General features: G+C 34.3%; 19 protein-coding genes. 1 reads left to right on the forward strand and 18 read right to left on the reverse strand.

Annotation, left to right across the window (positions count from 1 at the left end; all coding sequences use genetic code 11):
- From BMX09_RS03545 to BMX09_RS03630, 18 genes are all read right to left on the reverse strand, one after another.
- Entirely contained in the window at nucleotides 1-1,272 is a 1,272-nt protein-coding gene (locus BMX09_RS03545) for a UDP-N-acetylglucosamine 1-carboxyvinyltransferase (protein ID WP_089746332.1), read from the reverse strand.
- A 232-nt stretch (nucleotides 1,273-1,504) separates the two neighbouring features.
- Entirely contained in the window at nucleotides 1,505-2,485 is a 981-nt protein-coding gene (pta, locus tag BMX09_RS03550) for a phosphate acetyltransferase (RefSeq protein WP_089746358.1), read from the reverse strand.
- Between the two features lie 254 nt (nucleotides 2,486-2,739).
- A complete protein-coding gene (locus tag BMX09_RS03555; protein WP_089746333.1) occupies nucleotides 2,740-2,892 on the reverse strand; it encodes a YvrJ family protein in 153 nt (50 codons plus the stop codon).
- 71 nt (nucleotides 2,893-2,963) lie between these two features.
- A complete protein-coding gene (locus BMX09_RS03560; RefSeq protein ID WP_089746334.1) occupies nucleotides 2,964-3,833 on the reverse strand; it encodes a Cof-type HAD-IIB family hydrolase in 870 nt (289 codons plus the stop codon).
- Between the two features lie 25 nt (nucleotides 3,834-3,858).
- The gene (locus tag BMX09_RS03565) at nucleotides 3,859-5,403 is read right to left on the reverse strand and encodes an ABC-F family ATP-binding cassette domain-containing protein (RefSeq protein ID WP_089746335.1); all 1,545 of its coding nucleotides are present in this window, start codon (nucleotides 5,401-5,403) and stop codon (nucleotides 3,859-3,861) included.
- Nucleotides 5,404-5,547: 144 nt separating this feature from the next.
- A complete protein-coding gene (locus tag BMX09_RS03570; RefSeq protein WP_089746336.1) occupies nucleotides 5,548-7,284 on the reverse strand; it encodes an ABC transporter ATP-binding protein in 1,737 nt (578 codons plus the stop codon).
- Between the two features lie 19 nt (nucleotides 7,285-7,303).
- The gene (locus BMX09_RS03575) at nucleotides 7,304-9,013 is read right to left on the reverse strand and encodes a serine hydrolase (RefSeq protein ID WP_089746337.1); all 1,710 of its coding nucleotides are present in this window, start codon (nucleotides 9,011-9,013) and stop codon (nucleotides 7,304-7,306) included.
- Nucleotides 9,014-9,262: 249 nt separating this feature from the next.
- Nucleotides 9,263-9,412, reverse strand: a complete 150-nt coding sequence (rpmG, locus tag BMX09_RS03580; RefSeq protein ID WP_089746338.1) for a 50S ribosomal protein L33 — start codon at nucleotides 9,410-9,412, stop codon at nucleotides 9,263-9,265.
- Nucleotides 9,413-9,790: 378 nt separating this feature from the next.
- The gene (locus BMX09_RS03585) at nucleotides 9,791-10,882 is read right to left on the reverse strand and encodes a hypothetical protein (RefSeq protein WP_322787579.1); all 1,092 of its coding nucleotides are present in this window, start codon (nucleotides 10,880-10,882) and stop codon (nucleotides 9,791-9,793) included.
- 180 nt (nucleotides 10,883-11,062) lie between these two features.
- Nucleotides 11,063-11,350: a hypothetical protein gene (locus BMX09_RS03590; RefSeq protein ID WP_089746340.1), complete on the reverse strand. Its 288-nt coding sequence runs from the start codon at nucleotides 11,348-11,350 to the stop codon at nucleotides 11,063-11,065.
- A gap of 203 nt (nucleotides 11,351-11,553) precedes the next feature.
- A complete protein-coding gene (locus tag BMX09_RS03595; protein ID WP_089746341.1) occupies nucleotides 11,554-13,353 on the reverse strand; it encodes an ABC transporter ATP-binding protein in 1,800 nt (599 codons plus the stop codon).
- A complete protein-coding gene (locus BMX09_RS03600) occupies nucleotides 13,353-15,083 on the reverse strand; it encodes an ABC transporter ATP-binding protein (RefSeq protein WP_089746342.1) in 1,731 nt (576 codons plus the stop codon). Before BMX09_RS03600 ends, BMX09_RS03595 begins: the two co-directional genes overlap by 1 nt.
- A 114-nt stretch (nucleotides 15,084-15,197) precedes the next feature.
- Nucleotides 15,198-16,196 carry a peptidylprolyl isomerase gene (locus BMX09_RS03605; protein WP_089746343.1) on the reverse strand — a complete coding sequence of 333 codons (999 nt, stop codon included), beginning with the start codon at nucleotides 16,194-16,196 and terminating at the stop codon, nucleotides 15,198-15,200.
- A gap of 151 nt (nucleotides 16,197-16,347) precedes the next feature.
- A complete protein-coding gene (locus tag BMX09_RS03610) occupies nucleotides 16,348-17,298 on the reverse strand; it encodes a 3'-5' exoribonuclease YhaM family protein (RefSeq protein WP_089746344.1) in 951 nt (316 codons plus the stop codon).
- Between the two features lie 15 nt (nucleotides 17,299-17,313).
- A complete protein-coding gene (locus tag BMX09_RS03615) occupies nucleotides 17,314-20,094 on the reverse strand; it encodes an ATP-binding protein (protein WP_089746345.1) in 2,781 nt (926 codons plus the stop codon).
- A gap of 4 nt (nucleotides 20,095-20,098) precedes the next feature.
- Nucleotides 20,099-21,337 carry a metallophosphoesterase family protein gene (locus tag BMX09_RS03620; RefSeq protein ID WP_089746346.1) on the reverse strand — a complete coding sequence of 413 codons (1,239 nt, stop codon included), beginning with the start codon at nucleotides 21,335-21,337 and terminating at the stop codon, nucleotides 20,099-20,101.
- A gap of 77 nt (nucleotides 21,338-21,414) precedes the next feature.
- Entirely contained in the window at nucleotides 21,415-21,756 is a 342-nt protein-coding gene (locus tag BMX09_RS03625; RefSeq protein ID WP_089746347.1) for a YlbF family regulator, read from the reverse strand.
- Nucleotides 21,757-21,825: 69 nt separating this feature from the next.
- A complete protein-coding gene (locus tag BMX09_RS03630) occupies nucleotides 21,826-23,931 on the reverse strand; it encodes a transglycosylase domain-containing protein (RefSeq protein ID WP_089746348.1) in 2,106 nt (701 codons plus the stop codon).
- Nucleotides 23,932-24,750: 819 nt separating this feature from the next.
- On the opposite strand from BMX09_RS03630, the gene BMX09_RS03635 reads away from it, so the two are divergent.
- Nucleotides 24,751-25,452, forward strand: coding sequence for a Crp/Fnr family transcriptional regulator (locus BMX09_RS03635; protein ID WP_089746349.1), 702 nt, complete (start codon nucleotides 24,751-24,753; stop codon nucleotides 25,450-25,452).
- Nucleotides 25,453-25,587 lie beyond the last annotated feature (135 nt).

Raw genomic sequence — 25,587 nt, forward strand, 5'->3', positions numbered from 1 at the left:
TTACTCTTCTCCAGGAACTTCAATCATTTGAATATCAGCACCCAATGCTTGAAGTTTTTCAACGATATTTGAGTATCCTCTTAAGATATGTCCTACATTAGAAATTGTTGTTGTGCCTTCTGCCATTAAACCAGCAGCTACTAAACATGCGCCTGCTCGTAAATCACTTGCAGCTACTTCACAGCCTTGTAACTTGCTTGGTCCTTTAATATAAATCACATCATTTTCTACACGTCCTGATGCGCCCATACGATTTAATTCTGGAATGTGGTTAACACGTTTAGGGTAAATTGTATCCATAATACGTGCTTCGCCTTGTGCTTTTACTAATAATGGTGTAATGGTTTGTTGTAAATCAGTTGCAAATCCTGGATATGGTAATGTTTTAATGTTTACTGCTCTTAAATCATCTGATTTCTTCACTAAGATATCTTCTTCGCCAACTTCCATATTTACGCCCATTTCGTTCATCTTAGCTAATAAGCCTTCGATATGTTCACAAATAACATTTTTAACGACAACATTATCACCCATTGCTGCAGCGATTGATAAATAAGTTCCTGCTTCAATACGGTCAGGAATAATTGTGTGGCGACAACCATGTAATTCTTCTACACCAGTAATACGAATTTCATTTGTACCAGCACCTTTAATATTGGCACCCATTTTATTTAATAGGTTAGCAATATCAATGATTTCTGGTTCACGTGCAGCATTTTCAATAATTGTCTTACCTTTTGCACGAACAGATGCTAATAAGACATTGATAGTAGCGCCAACTGATACCACGTCCATATAGATACGTGTGCCTTCCAAACCTTTTTCTTGTGCTTTTAAATAAATTGCGCCATGTTCATTTTTAACACTTGCACCTAATGCTTCAAATCCTTTAATATGTTGGTCAATTGGGCGAGGGCCTAAAAAGCACCCTCCTGGTAAACCAACTACTCCTTCGCCAAACTTAGCAAGTAATACTCCCATAAAGTAATATGAAGCACGCATACTTTGAATCTTTCCTGTTGGCATTGGAATTGAGACCATATTTGTTGGGTCAATGGTCATTACACCATCCTTAAATTCAACTGCTACGTTAAAATCTTTCAAAATAGAAATTAAAGCTTCAACATCTTGAATCTCCGGTACACCTTCTAATATAACGGGTTCATTGGCTAAAATTGCTGCTGGAATTAACGCAACTGTACTATTTTTAGCGCCACTAATTAAGACTTCTCCGCTTAATTTTTTACCGCCATTTATCACTAATTTTTTCATTTATGTATATCCTTTCAACTATGACATTCATCAATTATTTATATATTAAGTACCGTTCTTATATTTCGGTCTAAAGTATCTTCTAACTTATCATACCTTAATATCTTAAAATTGCAATAAGGAAAACTATAATTATTTTTTGAAACAGCATTTTTTGTCATAAATAAGTATTTTTTCCAAACAAAAAAAGGAATAGCTTGATGCTACTCCTCTTATTGATTCTGAACCTGAATTATCCCATTAATGATTGGTTAGCTGTAATGATTGAAATTTTATAAACGTCTTCTTCATTACATCCACGAGATAAATCTGAAATTGGTTTGTTTAATCCTTGTAAGATTGGTCCAATCGCTTCAAATCCACCGAAACGTTGCGCAATCTTGTAGCCAATGTTTCCTGATTGAATTTCTGGGAAGACAAAGACACTTGCTTGTCCAGCTACTGGTGAGTCTGGAGCTTTTTGCTTACCAACTGTTGGTACGAAAGCTGCGTCAAATTGTAATTCGCCATCAATATTATATTGTGGTGCTAATTCTTTAGCGATAGTTGCTGCTTCTCTTACTTTATCAACTTCTGGAGATTTAGCTGATCCTTTTGTTGAGAAACTTAATAAAGCAACATTTGGTTCGATACCAAATAATTCAGCAGTCTTAGCTGATTCTACAGCGATTTCTGCTAATTCTTGTGCATTAGGATTGACATTGATTGCGCAATCACTGAAGATATATTTTTCACGCATATTGCTGTGAATCATGATGAAAGCACCACTTGTACGTGATACTCCTGGTTTTGTTTTAATGATTTGTAGTGCTGGACGTACTGTATCTCCTGTTGAGTGTACGGCACCTGATACTAATCCTGCTGCACGGTCCATATAGACAAGCATTGTGCCAAAATAAGTTACATCACGTAATAATTTTTCGGCATCTGTTCTTGTTGTTTTGCCTTTACGACGTTCAACAAAGCTATCAACCATTTCATCGTAGGCGTAGTAATTGTTTGGATCGATTAATTGGATACCTGTTAAGTTAAAGCCACGTTCTGCTGCGATGCGTTGGATTTCTGAAATATTCCCTAATAAGATTGGTTCACATAAGTTTTCAGCATGCAAACGTACTGCTGCTCCTAAAATACGTGGTTCTGTACCTTCTGGAAAGACAATTTTGATACCTTTGTTGACAATTTTTTCTGATAATTCTTCAAATAATGACACATTATTCACTTTCTTCACTCCGTTTCCTTTTGTTACTATTATGATACAACTTTTATGAATAAAATAACAGTCTATTTATGATATTTTCAACACTTTTCACAATCAGCACATTTTCTGTTACAATACATTTATCGTATGAATATAACAGTTGTTGTTTTTATTTCCTGAAAACAGTGGATTTTTATGTAAAATTTTTATTAAATTTGTATGAACAAAAATAGGCTACTACACATACTTGTAGTAACCTATCTAATTTATTGCTTTATAGTGGTCGTTAATTGTTGCAATAAGCTAATCATAATATCTAGTTTTTTCTCCATACGATTCAATAAGTATACAGAAACTACAATCGGAAAACCTGTATTACCAATTATATCGACCATTTGATTTAGTAAAGTCTCTTCCATTAGAAACACTCCTTTTTGTGGGGCACCATTCTACCTTAATAGCGTTGCGAAAGAGACAGCTGTTCCACTTATTAGTTTTCAGGAAAATATTGATTAATAATTTGTGCTACGCCACCTTCTGTATTAGCTCCAGTGTGGAATGTTGAAATGGCTTTAACATAATCTTCAGCATTGGCCATCACATAACCATAACCAACTTCTTCTAACATAGAGATATCATTACCATTATCGCCAAATGCCAATGTCTTTTCTAAATCATATCCATGGGCTTTGGCATATTTTTTTAAGGCAACACCCTTTTGCGCATCAATATGATTCACTTCAATATTATTATAAAACGATGAAGTAATGGCTAAATCCGTCATTTCTTGTGTAACAAATTCACGAACTGCGGTAAAGGCTGGTTGACCTTCTTTACTAAATGCTGTAATTTTTAGGAATTCTTGACTGCCATCAGTTAAAATTTCTTCGTAGTCTTCAATGGCTTGAATGCGTAGGATTTTTTTGAAATCATCCATGCTTTTGGCTAATTCTTCCTCAGTGATTCCAGGCTCTTGTTCTTGTAACCAATCACTTAACTCTGCCATACGTGTCTCATAATGTGTTGAATAGACGCCACTTGTTGTCATAATTTCAGCGTATAAGCCATTTTCAGCAAATTTTTGTAAAACAATGCGCACTTCCTCAGCAGGTATGCTATTAGTCTCAATTAAGCGGCCGTCACTATCATAGGTTTTAGCGCCATTTAATGCGATCAATGGACAAGTAATTCCAGCTGGTTCTAAACACATCTTAGCTTGTTCAAAGTCGCGCCCCGTACAAACGATGAATGGTACACCTTTCGCTTGAATGCGTTTGACTGCTGTAACATTATCTTCATGAATCGTTGTATGATCTTTTAAAAAAGTTCCATCCATATCCGTTGCAATTAATTCAATCATTCGTTTCCCTCCATAATTGTATTATTTATTGTAAGTCTGAAAAATCCCAAATATCCGTTGCTAAGCCATCATAGAATTCTGGTTCGTGACAAACCATTAAAATGCTACCTTTATATTCTTGTAGGGCACGTTTTAATTCATCTTTAGCATCGATGTCTAAATGGTTAGTTGGTTCATCTAGTACTAATACATTGCTTTCTTCATTCATTAATTTACAAAAACGTACTTTAGCTTGTTCCCCACCACTTAATACTTGTACTTGACTTTCGATATGTTTTGACGTTAATCCACATCTTGCTAAAGCAGCACGAACTTCTGGTTGGGTCATTGATGGGAAAGTATCCCAAATCTCTTCTAAAGCGCTCTTACGATTACCTTTTGGTGATTCTTGTTCAAAGTAACCTAAGTCTAGATAGTCACCACGGAAAGCTTGCCCTTCAAGTGGTTCAATCACACCTAATAAACTTTTTAGTAGAGTTGTTTTACCGATACCATTTGCACCGACAATCGCAATTTTTTGGCCACGTTGCATTTCTAAGTTTAGTGGTTTAGTCAATGGACGATCATAACCGATCACTAAATCTTCTGCTTGGAAAATATAACGGCTTGTTGCACGTGAATAATGGAAATCAAATTTTGGTTTTGGTTTTTCGCCAGCTAATTCTATCATATCCATTTTATCTAACTTTTTCTGACGAGACATGGCCATATTACGGGTAGCTACACGGGCTTTATTGCGGTTTACGAAATCTTTTAAATCAGCAATCTCTTTTTGTTGGCGATTATAAGCGGCTTCTAATTGAGCTTTCTTCATAGCATAAACTTCTTCAAATTGGTGATAGTCCCCAACATAACGGTTCAATTCTTGATTATCCATATGATAAATTAAGTTAACCACACTATTTAGGAATGGAATATCATGCGAAATTAAGATAAAGGCATTTTCATATTCTTGTAAATAGCGACGTAACCATTCAATATGTTCAACGTCTAAATAGTTGGTTGGTTCATCTAGTAATAAGATATCTGGTTTTTCTAGTAATAATTTAGCTAGTAATACTTTTGTACGTTGACCACCACTTAATTCTGATACTTGTGAGTCCAAACCAAAAGCCGTCACACCTAACGCTCGGGCAACTTCATCAATTTTAGCATCTAAAATATAAAAATCATGACTTTCTAGACGGTCTTGTAAATCACCAACTTCAGCTAGTAATTGATTCATTTGGTCTTCATCAGCTTCACCCATTTGCATATAAATTTCATTAATGCGGGCTTCTGTTACAAATAAATCATCAAAGGCTTTTTGTAAAACATCACGTACAGTCATTCCTTCTTCTAATACGGTATGTTGATCTAAATAACCAGCCTTAACATTTTTAGACCATTCAATTTTGCCTTCATCAGGCTGCAATTGGCCCGTGACAATATTCATGAAAGTTGATTTACCTTCACCATTTGCTCCGACTAAACCAATATGTTCCCCTTTTAATAATCGGAAACTAACATCATTAAAAATTGCTCGTTCACCAAATCCGTGTGTTAAGCGTTCTACATTTAAAATACTCATTGTCTACCCCTTTATTGTTTAATTCATTCTTCTCTATATTACCATACTTTTTAAAAAAAATAGAACGAACTTAATGCTCGCTCTAAAATATTATTTTTTGAAATTTTTGCATCATAAGACTGAACCTTTTCTATCTTAGTTATGCTATTCTTGATGACTTTCCTCTTTCTTACCGAACTGCGCATGATACAATTCAGCATACATCCCATTTATTGCTAATAATTCTTGATGAGTGCCATCTTCAGTGATACCTTCTTCGGTTACCACTAAAATACGGTCGCAATCCTTAATCGTCGCTAAACGATGGGCAACAATTAAAGTGGTTCGCCCGACTGCTAATTCATCAAATGAACGTTGAATAAATTGTTCCGTCTTACTATCTAAAGCGCTCGTTGCTTCATCTAGGATTAAAATTGATGGATTCTTCAAAAAAATTCTGGCAATCGCTAAGCGTTGTTTTTGTCCACCTGATAAACGCACACCACGCTGACCGACTACCGTATCCAATCCTTCTGGTAAATCCTTAACGACTTCGGCTAGTTTGGCTTTTTTAATGGCTTCTTCAACTTCTCTTTCTGTGGCATCCAATTTGCCATACAAAACATTTTCACGCAAAGTACCATTAAATAAAAAGACATCTTGTTGCACAATACCGATTTGCTTGCGTAGGGATTCTAGGGTGTATTCTTTAATCGAATGCTTATCAATCAAAATCTCACCCCTTGTTGCCTCATAAAATCTTGGCAATAAATTAACTAAAGTAGTCTTACCAACTCCAGATGGCCCGACTAAAGCCACTTTTTGCCCAGGCTCAATCACGACAGATACATCCTCAAAGACACTAGCACCTTCATCATAAGAAAAGCTTACATCACGATATTCGATTAACCCATTAAAATGTGGTGCACAAACCGCCCCCGCTGCATCTTCTATATCGACCGGCTGATCCAAAACCTCACAAAAACGTCTAAAACCTGCAATACCTTTTGGATAGAGTTCAATCATCACATTCATCCGCTCAATTGGACGCACAAAGACATTCACTAATAAAATATAACCGACTAAATCCCCTGGTGTTAAATTCCCTCTTACGGTAAAATACGAACCAACCATTAATGAAAATAAATTAATTGACTTAATCATCATATAGTTAAATGATGAACTTTGACCCATTGCCTGATAAAACTTAATCTTATTACTACGATATTGTTGGTTCAAATCCTCAAAGGCTAACTTTTCATGATCTTCATTAGCAAAAGCTTTCACCACACGCATGCCTGATAAGACATTTTCTAATCCTGCTGTATATTCCGCTAATCCTTGATAAATTCCCTTATTAATCACGGTCATCTTACGATTATAATAACGAATCACAATCGCTAAAACCGGTACAAACACCACCGTCATTAACGCCAAGGTTGGTTGCACACGATACATTAATAAAAATGATCCCACTAAAGTCATAATCGCAATAAAGATTTCTTCTGGTCCATGATGACTCAATTCACTAATATCCCACAAATCACTTGATAAACGACTCATTAATTCACCCGTCTTCACCTTATCAAAGTAGGAATAGGATTGCTTTTGAATCTTGGCAAATAATTGGCGACGCATATCAGTTTCAATATTAATCCCTAAACGATGACCTAAAGCCACCACAATATAATGTAAACCAGTTGTTACTAAATATAGCAATACTAAAGCTAAGCCAATTAAGAAAATCTGACGCAAACTCCCAACTGGCAATACTTTATTAATTACTTGCCTTACTAGAACTGGAAAAGCCATCTCCAGTAAAGCCACTAATACCGCACAACCAAAATCAATTAAGAATAAGCGTTTATACGGTTTGAAATAATTGAAAAATCGTTTAACCATTTAGATACTTCCTTTTGAATTATTGTTGTTGAAATACTCGATACACATCATACGCAAAATTCGCTGTTGCTGTTTTCTTTTGTTGAAATTGTCCACCAGATGTTAAGCTCACTAAAATAAACGCTCCCTTATCTGTCACAAAAATCCCTGCATCATTCCAAGTCCCATAATTAGAATAGTTACCAGTTTTATGATAGCTAGTAATATTCCTTGGTAATTTTTTTAAGATAATATCACGATTAGGATTTTCTTTTAAAATAGCTAGCATCGCTCGATCACTTGCTGGTGTTACTAATTGATGTTGATACAATCGACTTAATAAATCTGCTAATTCAAAAGCTGTTACATAATTATCCAAGCCTTGATATAAAGCATTCGTATCAACGAATTTTCGTTGTAAATTAGATTTCTTAAAGCCTAATTGTTTAAATAGTTGATTTGTTTTAGCTAAGCCACCTAATTTATCGATAATAACATTTGAAGCGGTATTATCACTACTATAAATCATTTGATAAGCTAAATCATAATAACTATATCTTGTTCCAAGCGTTTGGTATTGTAATTGACCTGTTCCGCCAACGATATCTTCGGCTTTTAAATAATAACTATCCGTCAAATCAATCTGACCATCTGCTACTTCTTGATATAGAGCTGCTAAAATCATTAATTTAATAATACTTGCTGAACGGATAGGTGTATCTTGATTAGCACCAAATGCTTCACTTGTTTTACCACTTAAATCTTGATAGTAATAAGCATGATTCCCTGAAATATTAAACTGTTGGTTAAAACTAGCTAAAATTTCTTGATTAGCTCGAGCTTCACTTAATTGTCCATCACTAGCTAAATAATAACCATTAATCCATTCATGATGAGCATATGAACCGTCTGCTTTTAGATAAAACCAACTATTATAATTTGAATCCCATATCCATTCATTATGAGCCATATAGCCCCAGTCTTTTAAGTAATAAGCGCCCTTCCAAGTATCATAGGCATATGAGCCGTCTTCATTTATATAAAACCAACTATTATACTTTGAATCCCATATCCATTCATTATGAGCCATATAACCCCAATCTTTTAAGTAATAAGCGCCAACCCACTGATTTTGGACATATTGACCATCTTGATTGATATAATGCCAACCTGTATTAGCATTATAGACCCATTCATTATGAGCCATATAGCCCCAATCTTTTAAGTAATAAGCGCCAACCCACTGATTTTGGACATATTGACCATCTTGATTGATATAATGCCAACCTGTATTAGCATTATAGACCCATTCATTATGAGCCATATAGCCCCAGTCTTTTAAGTAATAAGCGCCCTTCCAAGTATCATAGGCATATGAGCCGTCTTTATTTATATAAAACCAACTATTATAATTTGAATCCCATATCCATTCATTATGAGCCATATAGCCCCAGTCTTTTAAGTAATAAGCGCCCTTCCAAGTATCATGAGCATATGAACCGTCTTCATTTATATAAAACCAACTATTATAATTTGAATCCCATATCCATTCATTATGAGCCATTATCCCATCATGTTTTAAATAATAACTCCCTAGCCACTGATCCGTTAAGATTTGACCATCTTTTTTAGCAACCCATTCCGTTCCAAGTTGTTGCCAAGTAGGTGTTGATGCACCCTCTACTGGAGATGGATCGATACTAAAAGCTAAACCAGCCATCGCTATTCCTATCATTATATATTTTTTCAATATCTTTCCTCCTTTTTATAAACCTTATTCATACCTATCATAGCAAAAAACTACTGCTATTTCATCATTCTATTGGTTGTTGATAAGTTTGAGCCAGTCTATTTACTACTTGTTGATAAGTGCTTTTCTTACTTAGTTTTCCACATGTCTTTTGAACTTGCTCTTTTAGATTTTTACTTATCCACATATTTATCGTCTTTTTGGCTACAAAAAAAACCGAGGAAAATTCCTCGGCATACTTAGCGTAAATTATTTAGTTTCTTTGAAAACTACACGTTTACGTAATTTTGGTGAATATTTTTTTAATTCTAAACGTTCTGGGTTGTTACGTTTGTTTTTAGATGTTAAGTAGATACGTTCACCAGTTTCAGCACATTCTAATAAAATATTGATTCTCATGTTCTACACCTCTTTTAGTTTAATGTCTATTTAAAATCATTTAATAACGATTTTTCCACATAAAAAGATATTACCAAAACATATGCGGTTTGTCAATGAATCTTGCTAATATTTGTGTCTATATTTTAGTTACTAACTCTTGAAATTTATTTTTTTGAGCTATTTCCATTTCTATTTCTCCTTTCTAAATAAAATAACTTCTCGTCAAATTGGCGAGAAGTTATACGAAATACAGTATTTAATTTTTATTTGATTCATCAACAATCCTCCTTTTAATTAGTTTAATGACGATTTAATGGATCACCTCCTTTCAAATGGCTTTAGAAAAAATAAAAAACACAGATAAATTGACATCTGTGTTTTAATTCATAATTGTATTTAATTATAAGCATCCCCACCAATTAATAAAGAAGAATAACATCTTATTACATATTGTTTTCCAAAAAGTTTATTCCCACTAAAATGTACAGAAACCGCAGCTTGTAAGTCCCCATTAACCATCATAGCCTTATAATGTTTTGGACTATTTTTCCATCTATTAAATATTTTTTTTGCAGCTTCTTTTTCTACTTGTTTTAATGTTTTATCAGAATCTAAATAAATTATTGGAGCAGTTGCATTTTCTAACATGGTTCTAAATTGATTACTTTCTTTTGTAGGTAAAGCGGAATAATATAATTCGCCATTAGGTCTTGTATGACTGAAACTAATTTCTAATTCTTCAGAACGAATATCAACTCCCTTAAATAAGATTGGACTATATGTTACTGTTGTAATTCCATGTGCTTCACGTTCTTCATTTAATAATTTGATAAATTCATCATTGATATGTTGTTGATCGATATTATTATTTAAGTATTCTTCCATCTCTTCAAGTGATTTAACCGGTTTATTGTCATGGTTGTTTTCAACAGGTTCTTGTTGGCTTGTTTGTTGATTTTGTTGGTTTGTTGGACTTTCTGAAATTGGAAATACTATTTGTTCACCTTTTACCCATTTACCATCATACCCCACTAAATAACCATCTGGAGTGATTGTGTTTTCTAACATAATACCGTTTGACCCCATATAATAATCTCCAACCCATTGATTAGTTGCCATTGCGCCACTACCATTCATGTAGTACCAATTACCATTTATTTCTTGCCAACCTGTTTGCATAACACCATTTTGATTCATGTAGTACCAGTTACCATTAGATTCAACCCAACTATTATGTGCCATATCGCCCCAATAATTAAAATAGTAATTACCAATCCATTCTTGCCAAGCATATTGTCCATCTGCTTTTAAATAATACCAATTTCCGTTAGATTCAACCCACTCATTTTGTGCCATATATCCCCAATGTTTAAAATAATAATTTCCAACCCATTCATCACTTGCGTATTCTCCATTGTCTTTGATATAAAACCATAAACCATTATCATGGATCCATTCAGATTTAGCTTGTGTGCCATCAGCTTTAATAAAATTTTTACCTTGCCAACCATTTTCAGTAGCATAGACAGTTGAATTCGTTACTTATGGTGTGCTGGTTGTTGCCACTAAACCTAAAGATAATGTTGCAGTTGTTAGTAATAATTTTTTTGCATTCACAATGTTTTCCTCCTAACTTCTCGCCAAATTGGCGAAAACTATTATACAAATTTAAAATTCATCTACACCAAATGCCGCAATCAATTCATCAAGTGTAATTTCACTATATTTTTTTGTTCTTTTTTTATAATTCCAGTCTTTATGAAAAATTTTAAAGGTAAAATCTTCTCGATAGACAAATGATAATGTAAATCCATCATCAGATTCTACCGTAATAAATTTTTTAGGATACCACATTAGATAATCTCTTAACTCACTTTCTTTAGGAAATCTAATTAACACAGCTTTTTCGCTGATTGATTCGATATTTTTAGCTTTGAAATATATTTTTTTCCACATAATTTTATCCTTTCTAAACTATTCCAATTTAATATCTTGGCTGCCTATATTTCCTATATAATATACAGCCTCTATCTGTTGAAAACCTTTTCTTTATTATAAATAAAATCACTCACAAAGACTAGTGTATTGGCACTAACTTTTGTGAGTGATAACTAAAAAATATTCAGTTTATACTATTCATACATTTCGTTCATAGTTCATTAATCTAATTCAATTTGGCCGGTATATAATTTATAATACATGCCTTTTTTAGCCATTAACGAGTCATGATTACCACGCTCAATAATTTGACCTTTTTCCATGACCATAATCACATCAGCATTACGAATTGTTGATAGACGGTGGGCAATCACAAATGAAGTACGACCATTCATTAACTGATCCATACCTTCACTAATTAGTAATTCGGTATGACTATCAATCGAGCTGGTTGCTTCATCTAGGATTAACACTTTTGGATTAGCAACTGCTGCACGGGCAATGGCTAACAGTTGGCGTTGTCCTTGTGACAGGCTCGCACCATCTCCAGTAATCTCTGTTTGGTAGGCATGCGGTAGGCGCTTGATAAAGCTATGTGCATTGGCTAATTTGGCTGCGGAAATCACTTCACTATCACTGGCATCCAAGCGTCCATAGCGGATATTATCGGCAATCGTTCCACTAAATAAATGGGTATCTTGAAGTACTATTGAAATTGTCTTACGTAAATCAGCTTTTTTAATCTTCGTAATAGGGATACCGTCAAAAGTAATCTCCCCCTTATCAATCTCGTAGAAGCGATTAATTAAATTAGTAATCGTTGTTTTACCAGCACCAGTCGCGCCAACGAAGGCAACTTTCAATCCTGGTTTTGCCCAGACATTGATTTCTTTTAAGATTGGGACTTCCGGTTTATAACTAAAGTCAACATCAGTTAGTTGAATATTGCCAACAACTGGGATGCGTCTATCTTCATCGATCCAGTGCCAAGTTGAGCCTCTTTGTTCTAATGTGACTGTTCCTTGATCGACTTCAGGTTCTTCCCTTAAAATCGTAAAGATACGTTCGGCACCCGCTAACGCTGCTAATAAGATATTCGATTGTTGAGCTAATTGAGTTAAGGGTTGGGCAAAGGTACGTGAATATTGTAAAAATGACGCTAATGCCCCAACGTCTAAGCGTCCAATAATCGTTAAATAACTCCCTACTACCGCTGTTAAGGCATAATTCATATAACTAATATTACCTAATACTGGGAACATAATATTTGAATAAAATTGCGCTTTACTACTTGTTTGGCGTAAATCATCATTAATTTTTTCAAAGTCCGATAAAATTTTGTCTTCATGATGAAAGACTTTAATCACTTTTTGGCCATCAATATGTTCAGCTACATAAGCATTCACAATTCCTAGTTGGCGTTGTTGCTTACCGAAATGTTGGGCAGATATCCATCCAATCTTTTTAACGATAAAGATCATCATAATAACCATTAGCACTAATAAAGCTGTTAAGATTGGTGATAAAATAAGCATCATCACAAAAGTTAGGACTAATTGTAAAGTTGAGGTGATAATCATTAATAGACTATTATTAAAAGCATTTTGAATACTTTCAAAGTCATTTGTAAAGCGTGACATCAAATCTCCAGTCTTATTGGTATCAAAGAATTTAATTGGTAATTTTTGCATATGATCAAATAATTCGCGACGCATACGCTCAATGGTTTTTTGGCCGATATTAATCATCAAACGAGCTGCTGTATAACTCGCTACCACTCCAAATAAATAAATCAGACCAATTAAGCCCAACATTTTCGCTAAACCGTAAACATCCTTTGTTAAGATAAAATCATTAATCAAGGGACGAATAAAATAAGTTCCCAGTACTCCGGCTGAACTGCTAATAATTAAACAGATAACGACAACCAGTAATAAATACTTACTATGCCACAAATAGGCTAATAAATCTTTTAAAGTTTGCTTCATATTTTGTGGGCGGCGTTTATTAACTTCACTCATTATGCTTCCACCCCTTCCGTTTGCGTGTGGTAAATTTCACGGTATAACTCATTACTCTCTAACAATTCTTCATGCGTTCCTAAGCCATGCATTTTGCCATCTTCTAGCACTAATATCTTATCGGCTCCTTGAATCGATGAAATTCTTTGGGCAATAATAATGACCGTTGTATTCGGTAAGTCTGTAAAGAAGGCTTCTCGGATTTTGGCGTCTGTTTCGGCATCGACAGCTGAAGTTGAGTCATCTAAAATTAATACGGCTGGATCTTTCACTAGGGCACGCGCAATACATAAACGTTGCTTTTGACCACCTGATAAGTTACCGCCACCTTGTTCTAACTTAGTGTCATATCCTTCAGGCATTGCCATAATAAAGTCGTGAGCTTGGGCGTTTTTAGCAGCTTGTATTAATTCTTCATCTGTTGCAAATTGATTGCCCCATAAAAGATTTTCACGAATCGTCCCTGAGAATAAAGTGTTCTGTTGTAAGACCATGGCGACATTATTACGCAAATCTTTAAATGAAAAGTCTCGAACATTTACGCCACCAACATAGACAGCTCCTTCAGTTGTATCATACAAACGAGGAATTAATTGTACTAGTGAAGTCTTACCTGAACCTGTTGAACCAATAATCCCAAAAACTTCACCCACTCCAACTTCAAAATTTAAATCACTCAATACTTCTGCTTCTGGATCTTTACCATATGAAAAATGAACATCTTCAAATCGAACACTACCACTAACAGCACAATGATTTTTAGGATTCATTGGTTCTTTCACATCAATCTCAGTATTCATCACTTCAAAAATACGTTCTAATGAAGCTTTTGTAATTGTCAACATAATAAAAATAAAAGAAATCATCATCAACGATACTAAAATTTGGGTAATATACGATAAGAAACCAATTAATTCACCAGTAGTCATGGAACCAGTCATTACCATATTACCACCAAACCACATTACCGCAATAATACAAGCATAAATTGTTAATTGCATCACGGGATTATTATAGACAACAACATTCATAGCATGGAGCGCTCGTTGTTTATAGTTTTCGTTTTCTTGATGGAATTTTTCACGCTCATAATCTTCACGAACAAATGATTTTACCACGCGAATCCCGACAAAATTTTCTTGTAATGTACGATTAATGCGGTCGACTGCTTGTTGTAATTGATGGAATCTTGGGAAAGCAATCGCAATAATTAATCCTAATGATAATGTCAAAATAGGAATTGCAATCACAAAGACTAATGATAACTGCATATTTAAACGAATCGCAAATATTAAGGCAAAAATTAATAATAATGGCGCTCTTGCAAGTAATCGCATCGTCATAATAGCGGTATTTTGCACACTAGTAATATCGGAAGTCATTCTAGTAATTAGTGATGAATTAGAAAAATAATCAATATTATGAAATGATAATTGCTGGATTTTCTTCATTTCTGCTTGACGTAATTCAGCTGCAATCCCAGTCCCACCAATCGAGGCAAATCTAGCACTCATTGTACCAGCCGTTAAGGAGACACAAGCAATCAAGACCATCACCAAACCTTGATGAATAATCAATGAGCTATCTTTATTTGGGATACCGATATCGATAATTTTTAACATTACTAATGGTTGGGTTACTTCACAAACCACCTCAATCATCATCGTTAAAAATGCTAAGATGGGATACTTTTTATATTTTTTAATATAGGGCAATAATTGTTTATACATTCACTCACTCCTTTTTCTTAAAATTTATTTTTGAAAAAAAGAACCCTCTATGTTTTACATAAGAGGGCTCTTTAATTCTTTAACAAAAAATATTACCTTTTATTTGTTACAGTGTTATTCAGCTGATGATGATGATTCTGCTGGAGCTTCACTATCTTCTGTTGGAGCTGATTCTGATTGGTTGTTGCTATCTTTATCAGATGAAGCATCCTTATCTTCTACTGGCATAAATTCTTTAATAGCATCTTGCAAGTCTTTATCTTCAATCTTAATGTCTGCTTTTTGCATTAAGTCTGAAAGAACGTCATGGATATATCCTGAATCTTGTAATTTACCTTGAATCATTTCATCTTCTAGTTGTGGACGAACACTTTCCAAATCACCTTTTTCAGGTTTGTCAGTTAATTTGATAATGTGGTAGCCAAATTGTGTCTTAACTGGTTCTTGTGTTACATCACCAACATTAGCTAAGCCGTAAGCTGCTTCTGAGAATTCTGGTACCATTTCTTCACGTTTGAATGGTCCAATTGTTCCGCCGTTTACAGCACTAGCTGAATCTTCTGAGTTTTCTTTTGCTAATTCAGCAAAGTCTGCACCATCATTAATTTGTTTGATTAAGTCTTCTGCTTTTTGTTTAGCAGCAGCATCGTCTTTATCATTTTTAATTAAGATATGTTGTACAGTGATTGATGGTTCCCATGCATCATAAGCGGCTTGGATTTCTTCATCTGTAAATGGTGTAGCTTTTTTAACAGCTTCTGTAATTAATTTATTTAAGTATACACGTTCTTTGTATTGAGCGATTGACCCCATACCACTTTGCATTAATAAACCTTCAAAAGCTTCTTGACCACCATTTTGTTCTACTTGTGCTAAGACATCTTTATCTGCTTCTTCTTTAAGTGCTTTTGTGTCATCCACATTATTTTCTAAAACTTTCACTAAAAGCAAGCGTTGTAATGTCATTGATCCGGCATCTTGTTTTAATGCTGTATATAATTCATCTTTTGTTACTGAACCTACGTTAGATGTTGCTACATCTTCTGAGTTTGAACAAGCTGCTAACATCATTGTTGATGCTAATGCTAGTGTTCCTACGATACGTTTTTTCATTTATTACACTTCCTATTCGTTAATTTGTTTCACTGTATAAATATACCATAAGTTCTTAGTAATTCAACTATTTCCACAAAAATACAATTAAATCTTATAAAAATCTTCATCATTTTTTCGTGAAATATTCCTATTTCTAACAGTTTTTTGATTATTCAGTAAAAGTTGGTTTATAAAAGCTACGATTATCCATCCCAAAAATACGTTCACTAAATTCGCCTGGTGTTGTTTTTTGTAATGCTTGCGTGATCATATTAATACTTGCATCCATTAAATCAATTTGGTGTAGGATTTCTGCTTCGAGTAAATGCGGTCTAACTGGTGAACCGTATTCTAATTTACCGTGGTGAGCTAGGACGACATGTTTTAGGGCAATGATTTCTTCACAATCTTCATCAATTTGTAATTCGATACAAGCTTTTGAAATTTCTTCTTCCATCATTACAATATGACCTAATAAATTACCTTTTAATGTGTATTCTGTTCCTACTGCTCCGGTCAATTCCATTGTTTTACCTAAATCATGTAAGATAACCCCTGAATATAATAATGGTTTGTTTAAGACTTCATATTGATTAGCTAATGATTTGGCAATTCGTAACATCGAAACTGTATGGAAACCTAATCCCCCGGTAAAAGCATGGTGGTGGCGTTTAGCTGCTGGATATTCAAAAACTTCTTGCGAGAATTTATTTAAAATAAAACGCACAACGCGATTCATTGGTGCACTAGTAATTTCAAATAGGGTTTGATTAATTTCATCAACCATTTCTTCTTTTGTTAAGGGAGCTTGTTCCATAAATAATCCAGGTTCATTTGGCTCACCATCACGTGCTAGTCGCATCCCTGAAATTTTCACTTGGGCATTCCCATTGTAAATCTCACGCTTCCCTGCTAAGAAAACAATACGTCCAGATTGGTATCTTTCAATTTCTTCAGGAGTTGCTGACCAGTATTTTCCATCCATTTGTCCTGATTTATCTTGAAAGGTAAAAGCGATAAATGGTTTACCGTTTTTAGCAGTTCTGACATCTGCATTTTTAATTAATAAAAACATTTCGAAAGTTTCATCTATTGCTAGTTCATATAATTTTTTTGTCATAATTTCCTCCATTAGTTATTGTCTTGTTAGAGTGGTGATTTGTTCTTTTTTAACATATTCTGCCATATCAGTATCAAAAGTAAAATAAATGATTTGAACACTTTGACTAATTTCTTTTAATAATTCAAGCATCACTTTTTTACGTTCTATATCAAAGTTAACAAAACCATCATCAATAATCATTGGTAGTGGCGCAAATTCTGCACTATTTTTTACAAAGGCTAAACGCATTGCCACATATAATTGATCCAAGGTTCCCCGTGATAGTTGGTCTAATGTAAAATTTTTTCCATCAAAGCGTTTTACTTTGGCTGTTGTTTTGGATAGTTGTAGTGCTTGATAGCGCTCATTTGTCAATCGTTTAAAATAAGTGGATGCATCTCGCACGACGTCTTCAAGCTTATCTTCCTTACCGGTTAATAAGGTGCGCTCTAATATCTCTGAAGCCAAACGATTAGCTCCCCATGTCACAACTAATTCACGCATATCTTGAGTATCTTGATAAAAGCTTGCTACTTGTTCTTGATAGATACCGGATTCTTCCATTGCAGTAATTTTTTGGGCACAATTTGCTAAAGTTTCAGTTATATCCATTGTTTTTTCTTGACTAGTCTGGAAATCTTGTTGACTGATTTGTGAGGCTTGTTGTAGTTCTTCCTCATCCGCAAATTCTTGATAATCAGCGGCTAAGGAAGCGACCATTTCACGTAAGAATAATTCTTGTTTGCGTAATTCTTCTTGATTAGTTTTTTCTTGCCAAAATGCAATAAAACTATCATAATCACTTGTTTCTGTTGCTTGATAAATAGCAGTTATTCTTGTTGAAATCGTCTCTAACTCAGTTGTTAATTGACTTTTTTCTTGCGTTAATTCAGTTAATTGTTGCGCTTTTAATTCTTGCTCTTTTAACCTAAGCGATAAACGGTGATAGCTATCTTGCATTTGTTTTAAATAATCAAATAAGTCTCTTGGCTCTTCTTTATGCCATAAAGTGACTTTTGTTAACCAATTACTTTTTGCGACTTCTAAATCATGAATACTTGCTTTTAAAGTCGTATAATTAGTTATTAAACGTTCTAATTTTTTGACAGGATTATCCTTAATTAATGTTTCGATTGGTAAGCCGTTTTTACGATACTGCTTTTCTTCAAAGGCTTGTTTTAAAGTAGCTTCTAGGGCGATAATTTGTTCATCTAATTGGCATTGCTTTTGAGCTAAATTGGCCAATTCTTGTTCTGATACCTGCTTCATTCCTTCTGCAATACCGATTTCTGTTTCTAAGTTGGCTTGACGGTTCAATAGTTTGGTAAAACTATCTCTTTGACTATCATCAATCGTCTTAGGTTTTTGAGCCATCCATATAAATGTTGCTGCCGACATGCTTGCTGCAGCTATCAGTAACCATTTATATTGCGGTAATAAAAAGGCTAATATCATAAACGCAACGGCTAAAATAATTGGTACAAAATTTTGCTTTGGTGTACTTATAGTGATTGCTTGATTCAGATAAGACTGCATCTCTACCACATCTTTATCCGGTAATAATTGTTCTTTCATTTCAGCAATCTTTTCTTGATATTGGTCGATTTGTTCACTTACTGCTGCTCGATTAGTAACGCTAACTAGTTTCGTTTGGGTTAAATGGTCAATTTTTTGTAAAGCATTGTGTAATTCATTTTGTTCCTCAATCGTAAAAGCAAGCGGCAATTCTTCTCCGCTTTCAATCCCTAGTTGTTGCTTTAATATCGTAATCTGTTCGGCTGCTAAGGGTAACTGCTTTTTAGCTTCTTGTAAATCATATACTAGATTAGTAATCTCTTCTTGATGATGGATAATCTCTTCTATTGATGCTTGATTCTCCATAAACCAGACTTGTTCTGCTGTTTTTTCTTGGCTAGTGGATAATTCGAAAAGTTGCTCTTCCACTTTTTTTAAACGCTCTTGTAATTGTTGTTCTTTTGCTTTGAGCGATTGATATTCATCAGCCAACCCTCCATCAAAATCTTGATAATCAGCTATCGTAATTTGTTCTTTTACCATTTGCCATTGTTGATAACTTGGCCATAAATAAACTAAATTACTTAATTGATCTTTGGTTTGTTGTAATTGTTCTAAGTGATTCTTTTCGACTGCTAGTTCTTGCATTAATTGTTGTTTTTCTAATAATAATTGTTGATACTCTTCATCTTGACTCTTACTAGCACGAACTTTTTGGGCTTCTTGGTTTAATAACTTTATCTTTTTATCTAATTCACGTGTGGATGAACTTTTAGTATACATACTATCCGCTTCTTTTTTAAATTGTTCGGATACTTCTAATAATTGTTCACTTCCAGATAAACCAATACTTAAGAAATAACGATGTAAATCATCTGGACTAATGGTTTTAACATCTTGTAATTGCTGTAAATTAAAGGCATATGTCTTCTCAAAATTTTCTTTTGACACATTATATAACAATTCATCCATGGTTAAATCCGTTACTTCTTCCCCATTTGGCTTAGTAATCGTTAAGGTCTGTTTTGTTTTTCCGACAGTCCGTTCAATCACTAATTCACCAAAACGTTCTGAGTCAATTGTTAATTTACCACCACTAACAGCTGATAGTTCCGACTCAAAACTATATTTACCACTTTTACGCTTTGGAAAACCATAAAAAATCCCACTAACAACATTCATCACACTTGATTTACCAGATTCATTAGGACCGGTAAATACTTGTAATTCTTGGTGAATATCAAATGTTTTTTGGAACCATTTTCCATAACTTACTATCTCAAGCTTTTTAATCTTCATCTACCTAATCCCCCTTTCCAGTAAACTCTTGTTGAATCAATACTTTTGCTTGCATCATAATATCATCCATTAATTCTTGTTGATTGCGCCAATCTGAAAATTCTTGCGTAAACTTAGCCTGCATAAATAAATCATCTAATGCTTTTTGGTAATGCTCTTTCTGGCTAAAATATGCTAAACTATCTTCAAAGCTTTGTTCAAGGCTCTCTTGTTTGGGCCATAATTTCTTGGCTGTTAAGGGTAATAAGCGAACTTTATAGATGTAGTGTTGACCTAAAACATTGCGTAACTGTGGAGTAATTGCCTCAATAAAATCAGATTCCGCCATACTTTTTAAGACATTCTGCTCAACAAGATGATAATCTTTTATCGTTAAGGAAATTAATTGTATATCCTTCTTACCTATTAATGCATTTTGTAAGGCTTCTGCCATTGTATGAAGTACATCATCCAAAGTAACTTGTTCTTTTAAAGAACAAGTTACTTCCATCCACTCAATACTACTTGTTTTAAAAAATTCTAATTCTGGTGCTTGTTCTTTCCTTAAAGTCACCAAATAAGCACCTTTTTCACCTAATTCACTTCGTTTAAATCCTTGTGTATTACCCGAATAGACAATCGGTGGTGTTTGGCTTAGCACTTGACGCTTATGAATGTGACCTAATGCCCAGTAATCATAATTTTTTTCTTGCATCTCACGAATACTAAACGGCGCATAATGACCCGTATCAGCCGTTGAACCATCATAATAGCCATGATACATCCCAATATGATAATCGGCTTCTGGATTACGAGTAGGGAATTGTTCGACCATGCGTTCCATTACCCAACGAGTTGGATAGCTAAAACCAGTTATTGTCACTACTTCACCTTTTGAGGTTGTGTGAGTGATTGATGCTACTTTTTTATCATATAAATACACATTTTGGGGTAATTGTAGTTGGAAACTTTGCTCAAAGTCATGATTCCCTTGACTAAGATAGACTGGAATCCCTGCTTCTTCTAATCGGCTAAATTGCTGATTCACAAAGACTAATTCTTTAATATGTTGCTGACTGGAATCATATAAATCCCCCGCAATAATCACAAAATCAACCTGCTCGTTAATAGCGGTTGTGATGACCGTCTCAAATGCCTCGTAACTAGCTTCCATAGCTTTCTTGGCCATTTGCTTATTCTTAGTTCCTAAGCCTACAAATGGCGTGCCTAAGTGATTATCCGCTGTATGGATAAATCTAACCATGTTCTTCACCTCTTCTCAAAAAAATAAGGAGCCCATGCACTAGGGCACACGCTCCTTACTTAACTATCTCATTCACTTTATTTTTGTGCATACATTTCTTGTAATGGTTTAGTAATAATTTGATTAATTTCTTGAACAACCATATTTAACATTTGTTCTGCAGTCATTAACTCTTTCACTAATTCGTTTTCACTAGCACGTTGACCTAAGCCTTGTGCATGAGCGATATCTTCTTCAGTAATTTCTTGGCCACTCATTTGTTTTTGTTGTAATACGACATTGATTTGACGGAATTCGTCTAATAATGCTTTTGCTTCTTCATCAGCTTCAATATTCGCCAAGCATTCTGTCACTTTTTTGTATTGATCTAACTCACGTAGTTCACGTTCTAATTGGTTTGCTGTATCATAAATATTCATTCTATCGCTCCTAACAATTATTTTTTACACTTATTATATTACCATATTTTAAGCTTATTAGCTATGTTATTATTGAATTCCCTTTAAGAAACCTTTTCCCCAATCTTTCACATCTTGCCATAATTGTTGCCCTTTTTCTCCTAATTCCTCAAGAGCCTTATCAAGATGCTGTTGTAATTCTGGAGTTTTCTCATTGGATGCTGCTTTTACTGTAAAATCAGTTCCCGGAGTATTCGGTAAAAGATTATTCATCTCAGTTTGGAATAATGGCCCAATCCCTTCACGACTACTTGCATTTAATAAATGACTACTTGGATCATCAAAGCCCATCCAAGTTGCAACAACGACATCTGGTGTATACCCAACCATCCATTGATTACGAGAACCATCTTCACCATTCACACTTTCTGTTGTCCCTGATTTACCAGCGATTTGATAATTATATGGCGCAATATGAGCACTACCTCCACCTGGTGCAAAGACAGCTAATAACATTTGGGTCATCTCATTAGCGACTTTTTCAGTAGTCACACGATTAGTTTTAGGGGTTTGATTATCCACCACAATCGCACCGGTAGCATCAACAATTTTCACCACTAGTCTTGCTTGCGCACGAATTCCTTCATTAGCAAAAGTGGTATAAGCGGAAGCAATGTCAATTGGAGCTACCCCTTGTGTTAACCCTCCTAAAGCTATTCCTAAATAATTGTCATCTGGAACAGTTTGAATACCAAATTGGTGAACTTTATCAATGCCTTTTTGTAAACCTAATTGATCTAATAACCAAACGGCTGGGGCATTCCAACTCATACTTAAAGCTTCTGTCATCGTTACCTCACCTTGATATTGGTGATTCCAGTTCTCAGGCGTATAATTATCTTTACCATATGAACGTAATTCATCTACTAATAAAGAATCTGGTGTATACCCTTCTTCTAAAGCCAACGTATAAACAGCTAATGGCTTAAAGGTTGAAGCAGGCTGTGCTTTTAATTGTGTTGCGCGGTTAAATCCTCTAAAGGTATGGTTCTCTTCAATACGTCCTCCTACTAAGCCTAATACATTACCATTTTCTGGATTCAAGGCTATTGATCCGGCTTGTGCTTTAGTACCATCTGTTGCTTGTGGGAATAAAGAGCCATCTTTGAAAGTACGTTGCATGCTTGACTGGATTAGTTGATCCATTCCTGTATAAATTTTATAGCCTTTATTCAATAAATCATCCTCAGAAATACCATATTGAGTGGTAATTTCATTAATCACCGCATCAAAATAATAAGGATAACGATAATTACTATCAGAAACATAATTATTCGCTAATTGAATGGGTTCATTTTCAATTGTATCAGCTTCTGATTGCGCTAATTTCTCATTATTCACCATCAATTGCAAAACTGTAGCTCGACGATTAACAGTGGCTTCCATATTATCAATCGGATTGTAATAACTTGGTGCTTTTAAGGCTCCCGCTAAAATAGCTGCCTCACTAATAGATAACTGACTAGCAGGTTTCCCAAAATAACGATTTGCTGCATTTTCAATTCCATATGCACCATTCCCAAAGTAAACATTATTTAAATACATTTCTAAAATTTCATCTTTAGTATAACGCTTTTCTAATTCAAAACTTAAAAATAATTCTTTGGCCTTTCTCATTAAATTTTGGTCTAAGGTTAAGAAGACATTTTTAGCTAATTGTTGCGTAATTGTGCTTCCTCCACCAACCGGCTTACCAAAGTGTGTCACAACACCCACTAAGGCTCTAGCTAACCCAATTGGATCAATTCCGGGATGTTTGTAAAACCTCTTATCCTCTGTTGACAGTAAGGCATTTACCATATTGGGAGAAATTTCTTCTAATGATACAAATTTTCCTTTACTAATATTTAAATTACCAGCTAAGTCGCCATCTTTATCATAGATAAGTGTTTCTTGTTGTAAGCCAGCTTTCAATCCACTGACATCCGTTGTTTTGGCAGTATATACAAGAAATACCGTAAAAAAACTAATCCATGTCATGATGATTGCTAATAATAATTTAGTGATGTGGTATTTGCGCCACTGTTGTAAAAATTGCGCTATCGCTTGATTATCTTTTAATCTATTATTTGGCCACTTAGGATTTTTTTCATGTCTTTTAGTTCTTGTATATGGATGATTATCATAATCTTTCATAATTTTCTCCTTTTTACTGATATCAATCATTTTTTGAGCAAAGATAATAAGTTCATTAGCTTATTACTTTACTTTTTTGTATGTTGACTGTACCATAATTTACGTAAATATGCCAAGAAATCTCTTAGGCTTTTTGCAAAACAAGATTCCTTGGCACAATCCCTTCTATTTGATACAATAACTAGTAAGAAGTAATTCCTTTATTAGCACTGCTCATAATAGATAGCATTTGCTGATTAGAAAGCCTTGTCTTCCAAACAGAAAGAACATGTCCTAAAGAACAACTCTATAAACTGTCTATAGCCGATAAGTCACCTATCTTTACTACTACGATCATCACTGTTATGAGATAGGCTCTTTACTAGAAAATCTTAATAGCTATCCAAAGCAAGCACGACAAAGGTTTAGCTTCAAATGTCGTTAAAAAGGTTTAGCTTCAAATGTCGTTAAAAAGGTTTAGCTTCAAATGTCGTTAAAAAAGGTATTATTTCCCTAATGTCACCCTATTCACTTTTATAGTAGGGTAAGTGCTCCCCAAAACTAATACACTTGGTATTTGGCAGATGATCTTATGTTTCATTAATCGTCATTCATAAATAACGCAATCAGCACCGAATACTATCTTCGCGTGTCGTTCATACAAAAGCAGTAAAAATTCACCATTATTTATAAAAAAGTCTATAACATCATCATTTTTTAATCTATTTATTAGTAAATTCATATGTGAAAAAATTCGGATATCATGCTATTATTAGTATTAAAGAACTTTTTAAATAACTGTTGTATAATTTACTTGCAGAAAGGATTTTGATTTTTATTATGACTACTAGAAAAAATATGAATTCAATCGAGCAGTTGCACCATGAGCCAGTATTTTCTTGCTTATCTGATGAAGAGTTCCAACGTATCGCTTCACATATCTTTTTAAGAAAATACAAAAAAGGTCAAATCCTCTTTTACGAAGGTGATAGACGTGATCGTGTATTTTATTTACAGGACGGTCTAATTCGTTTAGAAAAAAATGACCCTTCCGCAAATTTCTGTTACATAGATTATGTAAAACACAATACCTTCTTCCCATATGGTGGTTTGTTTACAGATGAATCTTATGCTTATACCGCTTATGCAGCAACTAATATTACGATTTATTATGTACCAGCGAATATTTTTGAAGAAGTTGTTTTAGGTAATAAACAGCAATTATTATTTATTTATAAAAACTTATCTCGTGTGTTATCTTATCATGAGATTCGTATTAGAAATACTATTACACCTAGTGCTTCGGAACGCATTGTCCAAGCTTTAGCTATTTGGATGATTGACTTAGCAGAGGAAAATGCAGATGGTAGCATGACTATCCCCTACCCATTAACCATTATTGAATTAGCAAAAATGAGTGGTACCACTCGTGAAACGGCCGGCACAGTCGTTAAAAGCTTAAAAGAAGACGGTTTTATTAAATATGAGCGTAAAAAGTTCACATTTGTTGATGTGGATCATTTTAAAGCTTATCTATCTTAATGAATCAATAATGAGATAGCGACTAGTAGTTTCGACTACTAGTTTTTTTGTATACTATTTTCCACGGATTAAAAGACTCATAAAGTTAATGCTTAGGAGATTTATTGGCTATATTTTTAATAAAATAAAAAATCA

Source organism: Granulicatella balaenopterae, from assembly GCF_900111135.1.
In the GTDB taxonomy this organism is placed as follows: Bacteria; Bacillota; Bacilli; order Lactobacillales; family Aerococcaceae; genus Granulicatella; species Granulicatella balaenopterae.

Bases quoted from the DNA above. Each gene is read 5' to 3' on its own strand.
- BMX09_RS03545 (WP_089746332.1), bottom strand. From the start codon at position 1,272: ATGAAAAAATTAGTGATAAATGGCGGTAAAAAATTAAGCGGAGAAGTC.
- BMX09_RS03555 (WP_089746333.1), bottom strand. From the start codon at position 2,892: ATGGAAGAGACTTTACTAAATCAAATGGTCGATATAATTGGTAATACA.
- BMX09_RS03560 (WP_089746334.1), bottom strand. From the start codon at position 3,833: ATGATTGAATTAATTGCAACGGATATGGATGGAACTTTTTTAAAAGAT.
- BMX09_RS03565 (WP_089746335.1), bottom strand. From the start codon at position 5,403: ATGAGTATTTTAAATGTAGAACGCTTAACACACGGATTTGGTGAACGA.
- BMX09_RS03570 (WP_089746336.1), bottom strand. From the start codon at position 7,284: ATGGTTAAACGATTTTTCAATTATTTCAAACCGTATAAACGCTTATTC.
- rpmG (WP_089746338.1), bottom strand. From the start codon at position 9,412: ATGAGAATCAATATTTTATTAGAATGTGCTGAAACTGGTGAACGTATC.
- BMX09_RS03590 (WP_089746340.1), bottom strand. From the start codon at position 11,350: ATGTGGAAAAAAATATATTTCAAAGCTAAAAATATCGAATCAATCAGC.
- BMX09_RS03595 (WP_089746341.1), bottom strand. From the start codon at position 13,353: ATGAGTGAAGTTAATAAACGCCGCCCACAAAATATGAAGCAAACTTTA.
- BMX09_RS03600 (WP_089746342.1), bottom strand. From the start codon at position 15,083: ATGTATAAACAATTATTGCCCTATATTAAAAAATATAAAAAGTATCCC.
- BMX09_RS03605 (WP_089746343.1), bottom strand. From the start codon at position 16,196: ATGAAAAAACGTATCGTAGGAACACTAGCATTAGCATCAACAATGATG.
- BMX09_RS03610 (WP_089746344.1), bottom strand. From the start codon at position 17,298: ATGACAAAAAAATTATATGAACTAGCAATAGATGAAACTTTCGAAATG.
- BMX09_RS03615 (WP_089746345.1), bottom strand. From the start codon at position 20,094: ATGAAGATTAAAAAGCTTGAGATAGTAAGTTATGGAAAATGGTTCCAA.
- BMX09_RS03620 (WP_089746346.1), bottom strand. From the start codon at position 21,337: ATGGTTAGATTTATCCATACAGCGGATAATCACTTAGGCACGCCATTT.
- BMX09_RS03625 (WP_089746347.1), bottom strand. From the start codon at position 21,756: ATGAATATTTATGATACAGCAAACCAATTAGAACGTGAACTACGTGAG.
- BMX09_RS03630 (WP_089746348.1), bottom strand. From the start codon at position 23,931: ATGAAAGATTATGATAATCATCCATATACAAGAACTAAAAGACATGAA.
- BMX09_RS03635 (WP_089746349.1), top strand. From the start codon at position 24,751: ATGACTACTAGAAAAAATATGAATTCAATCGAGCAGTTGCACCATGAG.